This window comes from Sphingomonas changbaiensis NBRC 104936 (genome assembly GCF_000974765.1).
Classification (GTDB): Bacteria; Pseudomonadota; Alphaproteobacteria; order Sphingomonadales; family Sphingomonadaceae; genus Sphingomonas_B; species Sphingomonas_B changbaiensis.
The window spans coordinates 111,177-124,181 of sequence record NZ_BBWU01000016.1 but is presented as its reverse complement, the minus strand read 5'-3'; the positions used below and the strand labels follow the sequence as shown (position 1 = coordinate 124,181).

Genomic DNA, 13,005 nt, shown 5'->3' with positions numbered 1-13,005 from the left:
GAGGAAGAGTGTAAGGCAAGATTGAAAGCGGCGGCTCCCTTTGCCGCCTAAGCCTTTGTCTGCACGTCGTTTTCTGTGGAGCCAGTGGGAGGCGCCTGCCTCCATTGGTCTGCGGAATGGCAGATTTCCGCCGTTCGCGATGGAGCACCTTGAAGCACCGTTCGGCACTCTCCTCATCTCCTGTTTGCGGATGAGGAACAGGCGATGAGCGACGACTGGTTCGAGATATGGCTCGGCCGGATCGGCCAGGACCGGTCGATGAAAGGGCGGGTGCGTGCCGCCGTCAATCGAGCCGGCGGCATGCGTCGCGGCCGCAGCCGCTTCACGGGCGTGCGGATCGGGCGTGGCGTGGGCGTCGGTGCGATGCTGTCGTCGCCCAGCTACCGGTCAGGCGCGTCCGGCCGGCGCGTGATCGTCAAGGCCCGCATCGTCCGGCTTGGCGGGCGGGGCGCGGCAGGTGCTGCCGCGCACCTGCGCTATTTGCAGCGCGATGGCACCACACGCGAGGGCGAGCGGGGCACGCTCTATGGCCGCGAAGAGGGGGCCGCCATCGATGGCAAGTCGTTCCTCGACCGCGGCGCTGGTGACCGCCACCAATTCCGGTTCATCGTCGCGCCCGAGGACGGCGCCGAATACCAGCCCGATTTGAAGCCGCTGGTCCGGCGCTGGATGGCGCAGGTCGAACATGACCTGGGAACTAGGCTCGACTGGGTCGCGGTCGATCATTTCAACACCGGCCATCCGCATGCCCATGTGATCGTCCGGGGCAAGGACGATCGCGCCAAGGACCTGGTGATCGCGCGGAGCTACATGACCCATGGTTTGCGCGGCCGCGCGGCCGAGCTGGTCGACCTCGACCTGGGCCCGCGCTCACCTATTGAGATTCTGCGCGCCGCAACGCGCGAAGTCGAGCAGGAGCGGCTGACCGGGATCGATCGCCGGCTGGCCCGCGCGATCGGTGACGACGGCCTGGTCCGGCCAGCGCACGCCGACCCGATCGAGCAGAGCCTGCGCGCAGGGCGGCTGCAGGCACTCGGGCAGATGGGATTGGCGATGGAAGAGGGCAGGGGCGCCTGGCGCCTCGCCGGCGACTTGGAGACGACACTGCGCCGCATGGGCGAGCGCGGCGACATCATCCGCACCATGCAGCGCGAGATGCGCGTGCACGCGCCGGAGCGGTCACCGGCCGATTACATGATCTACGATCCGGCCCAGGGTCGGGTGATCGTCGGCCGCGTGCTCGCCCGCGGCCTGTCCGACGAGCATGCCGATCGTCATTATGTGATCGTCGACGGTGTCGACGGGCACAGCCATTACGTTGACATCGGAACCAGTCCCGAGCTGAAGCCCGAAAGCAGCGTGGTTCGGGTCAGGCCGTCCTCCATGGAGCCGCGCGCGGTTGACCGTACGATTGCAGCGGTCGCCGCTATCAATGGCGGCAAATACAGCATCGACCTCCATCTCCGGCACGACCCGAACGCGAGCCAGGCTTTTGCCGAGGCGCACGTCCGCCGGCTTGAAGCGATCCGACGCCTGACCGGAGCGGTCGAGCGCGAGCCGGACGGCAGCTGGTTGATCGCGTCCGATCACCTTGCACGAGTGGAGGATTATGAACGGCGGCGAGCGCAGCGCCAGCCGGTCCTGATCGAGACCTTGTCGCATCGGCCGATCGAGCAGCTTCACGCGCATGACGGCGCGACCTGGCTCGACCGGGAACTGGTCTCGCCGGAGCGGAGAGAGCTTGGTCGCGGCTGTGGCGCCGAGGTCCGCAAGGCGCTCGCGCTTCGTCAGCAATGGCTGGTCGAGCAGCAGCTGGCGGAAGTCGAGGGCGATACTGTGTTCTTGCGCCGCAACCTGATCGCCACGCTCCAGCAGCGGGAGCTGCGGCGCGTCGCTGGACAGCTGTCGCGCGAACTCGGTCTCGACTTCGTCGAAGCGCGCGCCGGCGAGGAGGTGAGGGGACGTTATGCGCGCAGCGTTCGCATCGGCGACACCAAGTTCGCGCTGATCGAGCGGTCGCATGAGTTCACATTAGTGCCGTGGCGGCCGACACTCGAACGTGCGGTCGGCAAGCAGGTCAGCGGCATCATGCGCGAATCAGGGATCAGCTGGACGATTGGGCGGGACCGTGGAGGGCCGACGATCGGGATCTGATGGACGCGAGATTCCCCGTAGGTGACCATTCGTGCCCCAACAGGGCCCTTCAGTCTTCCGGCGAGCGGTGCGATTCTGTGCCCCATGAGGACGTTGAAGACCCGGCATCAGTTCTATCTGCCCGACGACCTGTCGGAGGCGCTCGACGAGCTCGCATCCCGGCCGGGTGCGTCGAAGTCCGCTGTTCTCACCGAAGCGCTGCGCGCCTGGCTCGACCGCAAGGCTGGCCATGAACTCGACCAACGTTTCGGGCCGCGCCTGGACCGGCAGCAGCGTACGGCGCAGCGGATCGAAGCGACCCTCAACATCGTCGCCGAGGTGCTCGACCTGTTCGTGCAGCACCAGCTGACCATCGTCGCGCACCAGCCGCCGTTTGACGAGGAAACGGGACAGCTCGGTATCAAACGCTATCGCATGTTTCTCGATCAGGTCGGACGCCGGTTAGCCGCCGCGCAAGGACAGCCGCGGCTGCTCACCCTCACCGAGGACAAGCAAGCGCCATGACCGAGCCGCAGATGGAGCCGATCAGCGTGCGCATCCGCGAAGCGTGCCGATTGACAGGCGTAGGCCGTTCGAAGCTCTATGAACTGATTGCAGCGGGAGAGGTCGAGACGGTCAAGATCGGCCGCATCACCCTGGTGCCGATGAGCAGCCTTCGGGCGCTCATAACACACCCGGATGCCTGACCGAATTGCGCCTTTATCGGACCATCAAGCCTGCTTGACGTAAAGTCTGCTTCGCGCCTCATAATTGGACATTCAGCGAGATCGGCAAGCGTGCCAGAAGCGGCCATCGAGGAAATTGCCGCGGTCCTGCGATCCGCAAAGTACGAAATGTCGCGCGCTATCACCCTTGCGGATGCTCGTTCTTGGCGTTCCAGCTGCTCACATCCTCTTGAATCGACCGCCGGCGGGTCTGGCGCTGCCGAAGTGCTGGATTACCCTCCCACATCGGTCGTTGTGTCGGCTACTCATAGAAATTGAAATCAGCGGTTCGCTCAAAAGGTGGCGATCAACGGATTTAGCGTACAGGCGTTACTCAGGCCGCCGAGATGACGGCGTCCAGCAATACCTTCACGGCCTGCACCGCTGGCCCCTCTACAAGCATCCCGCATTCGAGGTTCGCCATCTTCGAGCGCCGAAGCAGGTTTGCCGACCCTACGTATGCGGCGATACCGTCAGCCAGCACGATCTTGGCGTGGAAGGTCTCCTGGCTGAGGTCGGCCCCGCCATAGTCGATGATCCGCGTCGCGGCGCGCTTCAGACGCCGTCCCGGACTGCCGCATCTGCCGAGCTGCGCCGCATCCCTGATCACGAGCGTACGTTCGGCCGCGGTCGTGCCTTCGAACATTTCCGCTGCCCAGTCGGCACCGACCGAGTCGATGTATGGCACCATGATCGTGAGGCGCTCGCGGGCCAGCGAGGCGATGTGGCGGAACGCGTCGGTTGTGGGCGTGAGGGTGACGTAGTCGCTCGCAATGTCTTCGGCCAATGCGCCCCCGAGCCTGCTTGGCTCGGGAGGCATCGTGACCACCAGCCTAGCCGTCGCCTTCGGCGAGATCAGGACCTCGCGTGTCACCCGGCGACCGCGGGATCGAGGAAGCCGATAAGGTCGGGAGCCGCCCTGGGCTCCCATTCTGGTCCCCGACCCCCCTTCAGCACGGCGCGCGACAGGAGAAGGTTTGACGCGATGCAGCTCACCTCCGACACCATGACGCAGGCCGGGCAAGCCCCACCGCGCGCGTCGCACAGGCTGCCCGAACCGCACCGGAGCGTCCGCGGGTCGATCGCCCGGCGGAGGAACTCGTCGGAATGATTGCGCCACATTGCGGATATGTTGCCGAGGTCCGGCGTCATCCCCTTGCGGTAGATCACGAAGGCGAGGTTGGCAGGGAAGATGTGCTCACCGATCCCGTCACGATCGACGCCCGACGTGTCCGCGAGCGAGTGCATCATTTGGTGCGACAGCGTGTGGAGAAGGAGATAGACGTAGGCCGGGACGGTCCTTGGGTAGCCGCCCGTCCCCTCGCGGTCTTTGAAGATCTCGAGAAAGGGACCGAAATCCTCGTATCGCTCGAGGAAGACGCGACCCAGCGCCTCATCGGGCACGTCGCTGACCCCGTTGGCCTTCAGCCAGCGGATGACGCGCGCCTCGTCGAGTTTGAAGTACAGCGCCTCGTTCCGCTGCTGCGTGACGTAGATCGGCCGCTTTGTCCCCTGGATCGGGAGCTGGTCAAATGCCTTTAGACGCACCGGCATGTCGATGCTCTGGCCTTGGTATTCGCGCTTGTAGACGGGAGTCGACGAGACGCGGGAATAGCCGAAGCTGAATTCGCAGATGGGCAGGCCCCTCACGATGACCAGGCGCTCGACGCCCAGGTGAGCGAGCAGGTTGCCTGTGGCCGCCTGATAGCGTGCCCTCCTCTCTGGATCGTTCACGACGTCGGTCAGCGTAATGTCGGGGTCCATCACGTCGACGGCGGCGTGCCGCGACATGGCCTCGTCGATATGCTCGCGAGTGAAAGCGTCGTGTTGGACGGTCAGTCGGATTGGGTCGTAGCGACGCGTCCATTCCTCGCGAAGCGCGATCGCGCGCAGGACGCCCGGGCTGCCGAGGCGACCTCGGTCGACGATGCCGGCCGCGAACCAGCCCTCGCGCAGTTCGGTCGCCTGGTCCCGGTAGTTTCGGGCGCGATCGGGCCGCCCGCTCTCGTCCGCGCGCTGGGCCATGGCCATGAACCCGAGGTAATCGTCCCATTCTCCCGCATGGGCCGGGGACGCCTCGACCTTTTCTTTGATCTCGTCGTCGGTCGGTTCGTCGAACGGGATGAGGTGGATCTGCGCGAGCTTGGCCGTCAGAGCGCCGGTCCGCTGGGGCGTCATCAGATCGACGACGGAACTGTCCTGGAACTCGATGAAGCTGGTGCGCTGGGGGTAGAAGGTGGAGTTGGCCCGGTATGATACCGGCAGCATATCCACCTCCACGAACTGGAAGGTCCGGCCCCCGGCCAGCTGATCCGCCTGCAGGCGCGCGAGCACATCGGGATCGGCCTTTTTCAGCGTGCGCGAGTTGCCGCAGTCCTCGCAGACATACTTCCACTCCGAGAACACCGGCGCCGAGTTTAGGAGCTTGAAGTTGTTCGAACCGCAGGTGCACATCCTGATCTGACGCACCTCGCCGCTTTGCGCGTCATAGTTGAAGTTGAATGGGCTGAGCGGTTGGATGTCGCCCGACCAGTGCGCGTAGACGACGTCGACCTGGGTCCAGCGCGCATCGTGGTCGTGGCACTTCTTCGGAAGCGGCTGCCGATATTGCTCGGCGACGCTCTCGTATTCGCGGGTCGATCCGCAGACGCCGCATCGGTAGAGCAGCGGATAGGGGACGTATCCGACGCGGTCCGGTCCCGTCATCTGGAAGTCCGACCGTTCGACGTTCGCCTCGCCGGTGCGGGAATTGAGGAACGGGGCGTCGAGCACGAGTTCGGGGAGAGCGTCGGGGACCGCCTTCATCGCACGTTCGCGCCAGTTGGTCACGAAGTCGCGCAGATTCTCGTAGATCAGCTCGATCGTCGTCGGCCTGAGCTCCTTGGTGATGTCATTCGCGAGCGGGACCGTCCGGCAGATTCCCTTCCCGCCCTCCCACGTCATGAGCACGCCCGGCGCATACGAGCTGGCCAACTGCACGCGCGAACGCGACATCGTCGGCGGCTCGAGGCGATCTGGTTCGCTCCGCCCGCCGCCGAACGCGGACGGCCTGCGTCCACCGCCGCCACTGCGCCAGTCCTTGTTGCCGCCCTTCCCCTCAACCATCGGTCCCTCCGTCGGCGTCCACCTCCGAGGCAGTGCCCCGCTGGGTCCTGATGGCGCGCATGACCTCGGCCAGCTGCCCACGGTCAATGTCGGTCGATCGGCTGCGCGCGAGCGGGTCGCGACCCGCCGCGACGATGAAGCCGGCCTCGTCCACGTCGCGCAGCGACGTCATCGGTTTCTGGAAAGCCGGAAGGTCGTCCCAGTATTCCCGCAGGCTCGAGGTGGTGCCGCGACTGGCAATGCTGCGGACGAACACGTCGACCTGTTTGTCGACCAGGGCGCGGTAGAAGTCCTCGTAGTGCGGCGCGCCGAGCTTTGATGGGCCCTTTCCGGTGTAGCCGCTGGCCCTGAGCATGAAGTCTCCGATAGTCTCGCAAAGGGCCACGTGGTTGAGGCGCGCGAGCGATGCGAGGCGACTGACCTGGTCCATCTGGAGGACGTCGGGCTTCTTGGCGTCGTCCTGCCTGATGAACTCGCGGGCCTCGCGCAGCATCGCCCACGTCTGCACATACGACGCCATCGCGCGCTTGATCGCGTTCTCCGCCCAGCGCTCGACGGCGGGCGGCGCGATCATTCGTTCGAGGAAGCGATGGAAGATGTCATGCGTCTCTACGACGTATCGGTCGCGCCGGTTCTGCGGCGTCGGCAGCAGGATCACGAACCCGACGTGGGTGCGGCCGACACGGCTGGAGGCCTGGATGTATTCGGCGATGTCGGACGGCAGCCCGGCGAAGAACATGCTGTTGAAGCGGTCGACGTCGACGCCGTGGCTGATCGCCGAGGTCGCGACGATGTTCCGAACCGTCGCGCCGATGTCGGGATAGTCCTTGCCGTCGAACGAGGTCTCGGCCTCCTCCATCACGCGCTGGATATCCTTCATGTCGATGCCGCCAGAGATTAGGCGGCTGGCGAAGGGCGAGTTCTGGCGTCCGAGGCGGCGATGTTGGTGCTCGACGGCGGCGCTCAGGGCGTCGATGATCTGGTCGCCGCCCTTCTTGTTCGTCACGTATGCGAGTGCGATCCGGTGCAGGTCCACCAGCGCCATGACCTCGCCCTGCCGGCCCTCCGCGACGGCACGGTCGATCGCCGCCCGGCGCCAGTCCCCCGCACGGCCCGGCGACACCGTCGCCCGGATCGATGCGATGGTCGTAGCGCGGCGATCGTCTGCGATCATGCCGTCCCACAGCGCCGTGACGATGCCGTGGAACGCGGCCAGCACCCCGACCGTCGTGACCGTGTGCGTCGCGTCGTTCGTCATCAGCGACACGTAAAGGCGCATCCATGGCGCGGTCTGCTCGGGCGCCTGCGCGAATGGTAGCCGCTTCGCCAGCTCAACCCGCCCGGGGTTCACGGCCGGCGGCGGTGCCGGCTCGGCGAAAAAGGAATGGTAGAGATCCGGACCCGGATAGGGGAAGCGCAACGGGTGCCGCTGGTAAAGTGTCTCGAGCTGGCGTTCGGGCGCCGAGATCGTGGCCGTCGCGGCGATGACCTTCGGCATCCGAGGAGCGCCCCAGCCGTCGCCGGTCCATCGCCGGGCGATGTCCAGCCCGTCGCCCCCCATGTCGGCGATCTCCTCGAACGCGGTGTCGAGCAGCGTGTCGAACAGGCCGCTGAACGTCCCAAGGCTCTCCTCCAAAAGGTGCGCCTCATCCTGGATGATCAGCGACGGGAACGGATCGTGGAAAACTCGCTTCCCGTCCGCGTATGCGGGATAGACGTTCGAGCTATTGTCGTCGGCCGGATCGCGGCGCAGGTCCTCCTCGCGCCGCGGCGTATACAGGTTCCCCCATCGATCGACACGGCGGGCGAGCCCGAACATGCCGAGCACCTTGGAGATCGTGCCGGTATGCTGGCCCAGCATGGCCAGCTTGTCGACGGTGCCGAGCACGATCGCCGGCGCGCGAGCGTAGATGGCATCATCGGTCAGCAAGAACGGGAGAGGGTGTCGCCGGCGGTGCTCGCGATTCCATTCACACCTGTCGTTGAAGCACACGATGGCCGCGCGCCGCCCGGTCGGACCCTCGTTCTCGTCCCGCCGCAAACCAGTGGGTTCTCCGCAAACCGGGCACTCGGGGATCTTGTCGAAGGCTTCGCGGGCCTCGACGTATCGGCGGCCGCGGGCGCGTTGGTCCTCGTCGCCCGTCTCACCGTCGAGCGTGCTGTCGTCGGCGAAGTCGGCATCGTTGGCGAGCGGGATATCGGCGCGGAACGCGCCGTAGTGGTTCGGCGTGTTCTGGCTTCCCACCCAGAAGCCCATCTCGAACGGCCACCCGCCGACCTTCTGGCGACGGCGCACCATTTCGGCGCGTACGACCAGCTTGAGCAGGCGCTGCGCCTGTTGGAGCGTCAGGAGTCGCAGGGGATAGCGGATCATGGCGGTGACCCCGCGATCCTTGCCTCGCAGGCGGTCGAGGAACATGGCGAACAGCAGCGTGCCGTAGAACGCCTCCGACTTGCCGCCGCCGGTCGGGAAGTAGAGCAGGCTAACGCTGTCCTCGTCGAGCATGGCGTCGTGGAATTCGCGCCACTCGGCCATGCGGGATGCAAACACCGGGATGTGGGCGAGCACGAACGCCATCTGGAATAGGCGCCAGCCTCGGTTCGTGTCGTGCGCATCGCGCAGCGCGAAGGCCTCGTTGGTGAGCGTCCATGCCATCCAGGGCGCGGCGCAGCGCGCGAGGTCCCCCTGGTCGCCCGGCGGGTTGCCGGCCAACTGGTCGCTGGCCTTCTTCGACGCGATCAGAATCTCGACGCCGCGCTCGATGTAGCGCGCCTCGGCTCGCTGGGCGGCGATGTCCTTCGCCAGACGTGCCTTCTCGACCGCCGCATCGTCCGGTGTCAGGCCCGCCGTGACGGTGTCGCGCAGCCGCTTCTCTTGGCCGTCGATCCATTCGCTGTATGCGCGCGGCAGCTCAAGCAGCCGTTTCGCGTCGAAGGATCGATCCTTCAGGATCGCAAACTGAAAGGGCAGGTCGATATTTCGGGCAACAATGCGCGGCTGCGCGAAGCGAGGGGCGGCGGTGGTGCCCAGGGTGAGTTGGTCCCCGGCTTCGATCGCCTCGATCCCGCAGTTGAGGCCGATCGCCGGATAGTCGAGGTGGTCGCGGAACCGGTAGGAGGGCTCCACCCTATCGAGCCTGAGCGGCCGGTGCGCGGCGGTGGGAAGGACGAGTGTCAGCCCGGCGCCGAAAACGGTGTTGCAGCGACCCCGCGCGTCCTGCGGCGTGGGCTCGGGTGACTGGTTATCCAGCATGACCCGCAGCGACAGCCGCGTGGGGTCCAGGAAGTCGACCTGGCGCTCGACCTTCAGGGCGATGCGGGAGAGATCGGGGATGATGCGCGTACGGTCGATGGGCCTGGCGGCTAGCGCCGCGACGGCCGCATTCCACCGGGCCTCGTCCAGCGTGTCGCCGGGTGAGACGTTGACGTCTCGCCATGCCTCGGCGGCACCCTGGCCGGCAGCCCACGCCTCGAGCTGGGCCGTCACAGCCGCCGCGAGGCTGGAATTGTAGGTTACAAGCGCGGCGGTGAGGGCCGGCGCCTCCATTGCGCTATCGAACTCAAAGGTCGGGAGGAAGAGGTCGAGCCGCCGCCACTTGCCCGGTATCGGCGCGGGATCGACGAGCGTCAGGGGCAGGTCCCGGCCCTCGCGGATGAGACGGGAGATCGGCGCCGGCTGTTCGGTGGAGTCCCCGGTGTCGTCCCCGTTCCCCGCCGGGGGGTCTTCCGTCGGGGCAGGTTCGTCGGGCACGCCCGACAGCAGCTTGATCCCGAATGCAGCGTAGGCCTTGACGCGCACGTCGGCGAGGATTTGGGCGCGCTCAGCGCGGACCTTCGACCGGCGCGTCTCGTCCATCGCCTTCCAGTCGGGCTGTTCGAGGTTGGCAGCCTTTAGGGCGGTCGCCCGGTCGGCGCGGATCGCAGCGTCGATCTGCTGCTGGGTAGCCTTCTGCAGCTTGAAGTCGAAATCGAGCTGGCCGCCGCCGCCAGTCAGGTCCCGCCACTGCGGGATGACTCGCACGTATACGGAGAACCGGGGCGTCGCTTGGATGGCGGCGGAGCCGTTCGCACCCACCACAAAGTCCATCCCGATCGCGGCGATGCGGATGTCGGTGGTCTCGTCGAGGGCGCCGCTGACGTCGAAGCGCGGGAGCAGCTGGCCGGCGAATATTCCGCGTCGCGGCGATCCGCCGTAGATCGTGCGCCCTCGCTCGTCGGTGCCGCTCACGCGGTCGACGAGCGCGTTCACCAGCGCATCGCAGACCGCTTCCTTGAGCTCGACATCGATCTCAGACAGCTTCGCGTTCGACAGACCCTTCATGAAACCTCGATGCTCCGCGTGTCGGCGACGGTCGCGACGTGTTCCTCAGCCATTGCGCGAAGCGCCCTGATGTCGGCGCTGCGGTCGCGGTTGCTCGCGAGCGCGGCATGGGGATCGGTCAGGATGCCGCGGAAGGCGTCGTGGAAGACGTTCCCCGCGCGCATCCGGTGGGAACGCTGGGCGACTACGGCCCACAGCCAGAAGCTCTCGGCCAGCTTCTGTCCGATCCCGAGCGCCTCAGCGAACCGCATGAAGGTGTCCCGGTCCTGCGGGGCATGCGGCACGACCTCGTGGAGCGGCTTGTCGATCTCGTCACTCAGGTCGATCCAGTATCTGGCGCGCTCGATCGGCACGGCCGGCTGGCCCATCCGCGCCACCAGGACGCGGAGCCGTCCATTCGTTGAGTCCTCGGGTATGGCGGCGAACCGCTTCGCCACCTGACTGTGATATTCGCGGATCTCCTCAGCCGCGGTCACGCGGATGTTCACGAGCGACCGGGCACGCTCGATGAACCCAGCGCCGATCACGCAGACTTCGTCGCCACGTTTTATCTGTGACGCGGGTCGCTCGACGAACGTGGTCGTCGCCGCGCCGTCGTCCCGCAGGACCATGCCGGTTGAGGGGCGGGCGATGATGCGTTGCCCGTTGCCTAGCTTGATTTCGACGAGCCGGCGTTCGCCCCGGCCGCCGCCGGTGAGGTCGACTACGGAACCGGTCGGAAACTCGACGTCCTCGGATGGCGCCTCCGCATCCAGCTGCACCGCGTGGCGGCCGATCCCTGCTACGCGACTGTTTGCCTTCTCGGCGAACGTCCGCAGCCGCGCCGCAAGCGCGTCAACGCCGATCTCGTCGGCGAGGCGCGCGGCGTCGCGGGCGGCGAACGCCAGCGTATCCGCATCGGCTAGGAACACCACCTGCTCGGGTAGCCAGGGTTCCGCCAGCGTGGCCAGTATCGTCGACGTCGTGGGGGCGACGAAAATGGCGCGCTTGAACTGGTTGCGAGCGGAAGCCGGCGCGTCGGCGACGGTGTCGAGCGCACGTGCGCCGCCAAAGCGTATGACGCCGCTTTCGATCCGCTCGGCGAGCTTGGGGTGCGACGGGCCGAGCCTGTCCACGGCGAACTCGGCGATCATGTCGGACCGGAACACGAAGACGGAGCGGGAGCTCGATCGCAGCGCGGGCTGCATCGCATCTTCGAGCAGCGTGGCCATCGGCGTGGCCTGCTCGAGCGTTCGCATCACGGTCCTGGCTTCAGCCGCCACTCCCTTCTCGGCGTCGGCCTGGCTCGCGAGGCTGGTGGGGTCGGTCAAAGTGTTGATGTCGGTAATCGCGCGGTATGTCGCGAGGCGGTCGTCGGCGATGGCGGCGGACGTCTCGCGCTCGATGAAGCGGCTTAGCTCGGCGATCGAGCCGGGTAGGCTCGCTGACCGACGGACCGTCGCCATCAGATTGCGGGCAGTCGCGGCGCCGGCGGGATCCCCCATGTCGGTTAGGCGGTTGGCCAGTTCACGCAGGTGCTCGATGTTGCGGTCGACGTCGCCGTAGAACCCATCGACCGTGATGGTGGAGGCGCCCTCGAAGGGCGGCGTGCGCTGCCCGACGTCTTGGAGGATACCGCTGGTTGGGCAGTAGATGACGCTGCCGGGCGCGGGAATGACTTTGCCCTTCTTGCCAGGCTGCTTAGTTCCGAGCACGTCGAAGCGGGCCGCCCGATACGACCAAGGGTCGTCAACGACGGCAAGGATGCCAGCCGAGGGGTGGATTTCGCGCATGCACGCGACCATCTCGCCGGCTCGGCGCACCCAGTCCCAACCGAGACGGTCGCGCCCGTTTCGAGATAGGTCGAGAATGAGTAGGTCGGGCGGGCGCTCGATTAGGCGCAGTTCGACGCCCAGCCGGTCATCACGCCGGACGGTGAACATGTAGTATGCGGCCTTAGCGGGATCGTCCGCCTCGCCAGATCGCGTCTGCCGGCCGATGTCGGTCTTGGTGCGCGTGCGCCACAGGACGGAACTGTTGGAGGGGCGGTCGCCGCGCGCCGGACCGTGAGGGATGATCTCGTCGAGGATGGGGTGCTCGAACTCGGCGTAGTCGCGGCCGTCGGACGCGCGGCCGCTTAGCTTGCGGACACGCGCCAGGACTTGGTGCAGGTCCTTCGCCGCATCGCCGCCGCCGCCGAGGTACCGGGTGACGTGCTCGAAGTTAGTCCGGCCAAAGTCGTGTCGATCGACTTGCACCTGCCTCGCCTGGGCATGGGTGCTGCGCGCGTATGGGAACACCATCGCGCGCACCTCGTCGGCGCGTTCCCTGCTGACGATGTCGATGCCCTGCATCCGCACGGTGGTGCGGGCCGCGCTGCCGATCGCGCCGATCGCGAGCAGCGAGACGATCGCCGATGGCGACACCTTCGAGGGTGGCCATGGCATTACGACTCTGACGTCGCCACGACCGGCGATCTCGGCGGCCGATCGGACCAGCGTCGCATAGGTCGGCGCCAGCTCTGCCACCTCAGCTTCACCGAGCCGATGAAGCGGTTGGGAGGCAATGGCGGCCATATAGCCTTCGACGTTCCGCGACGGCTGTGCCCGCTCGGACGGGGGCGGCGCAATGGGGTTGGTCGCCCGCCTCGCCGTCACCTCGGCTAGTTTGGCGGCGAGCGCCTGGCGTCGCTCGATCATCGCCTTCCGTGCTTGGTCCCGGTCCTGCTGGGTTGCGCCCGGC

Annotated in this window: 7 protein-coding genes; 3 read left to right on the top strand and 4 right to left on the bottom strand. The window is 66.7% G+C overall.

Translation table 11 applies throughout. The annotated features are described in order from the left end of the window. Positions 1–204: 204 nt before the first annotated feature. The 3 genes from rlxS (at position 205) to SCH01S_RS03730 (ending at position 2,840) form a co-directional block, all read left to right on the top strand. On the top strand, positions 205–2,154 hold the full coding sequence (gene rlxS, locus SCH01S_RS03740) for a relaxase/mobilization nuclease RlxS (RefSeq protein ID WP_046347432.1): 1,950 nt from the start codon (positions 205–207) through the stop codon (positions 2,152–2,154). A gap of 84 nt (positions 2,155–2,238) precedes the next feature. After that, a complete protein-coding gene (locus SCH01S_RS03735; RefSeq protein WP_046347431.1) occupies positions 2,239–2,658 on the top strand; it encodes a ribbon-helix-helix domain-containing protein in 420 nt (139 codons plus the stop codon). Next, a complete protein-coding gene (locus SCH01S_RS03730) occupies positions 2,655–2,840 on the top strand; it encodes a helix-turn-helix domain-containing protein (protein ID WP_046347430.1) in 186 nt (61 codons plus the stop codon). Before SCH01S_RS03735 ends, SCH01S_RS03730 begins: the two co-directional genes overlap by 4 nt. Positions 2,841–3,192: 352 nt before the next feature. Here SCH01S_RS03730 and SCH01S_RS03725 read toward each other — a convergent pair whose 3' ends face one another. The 4 genes from SCH01S_RS03725 to SCH01S_RS03710 form a co-directional block, all read right to left on the bottom strand. After that, positions 3,193–3,645, bottom strand: a complete 453-nt coding sequence (locus SCH01S_RS03725) for a phospholipase D-like domain-containing protein (protein ID WP_245612147.1) — start codon at positions 3,643–3,645, stop codon at positions 3,193–3,195. Positions 3,646–3,728: 83 nt separating this feature from the next. Beyond that, entirely contained in the window at positions 3,729–5,852 is a 2,124-nt protein-coding gene (locus tag SCH01S_RS03720) for a DUF8724 domain-containing protein (protein WP_245612146.1), read from the bottom strand. A gap of 103 nt (positions 5,853–5,955) precedes the next feature. Then, on the bottom strand, positions 5,956–10,284 hold the full coding sequence (locus SCH01S_RS03715; protein WP_046347429.1) for a DEAD/DEAH box helicase family protein: 4,329 nt from the start codon (positions 10,282–10,284) through the stop codon (positions 5,956–5,958). Further along, on the bottom strand, positions 10,281–12,962 hold the full coding sequence (locus SCH01S_RS03710) for a hypothetical protein (protein WP_169746347.1): 2,682 nt from the start codon (positions 12,960–12,962) through the stop codon (positions 10,281–10,283). Before SCH01S_RS03710 ends, SCH01S_RS03715 begins: the two co-directional genes overlap by 4 nt. Positions 12,963–13,005 lie beyond the last annotated feature (43 nt).

Coding starts and splice junctions, on each gene's coding strand:
- rlxS (WP_046347432.1), top strand. CDS start 205: ATGAGCGACGACTGGTTCGAGATATGGCTCGGCCGGATCGGCCAGGAC.
- SCH01S_RS03735 (WP_046347431.1), top strand. CDS start 2,239: ATGAGGACGTTGAAGACCCGGCATCAGTTCTATCTGCCCGACGACCTG.
- SCH01S_RS03730 (WP_046347430.1), top strand. CDS start 2,655: ATGACCGAGCCGCAGATGGAGCCGATCAGCGTGCGCATCCGCGAAGCG.
- SCH01S_RS03720 (WP_245612146.1), bottom strand. CDS start 5,852: ATGTCGCGTTCGCGCGTGCAGTTGGCCAGCTCGTATGCGCCGGGCGTG.
- SCH01S_RS03715 (WP_046347429.1), bottom strand. CDS start 10,284: ATGAAGGGTCTGTCGAACGCGAAGCTGTCTGAGATCGATGTCGAGCTC.
- SCH01S_RS03710 (WP_169746347.1), bottom strand. CDS start 12,962: ATGATCGAGCGACGCCAGGCGCTCGCCGCCAAACTAGCCGAGGTGACG.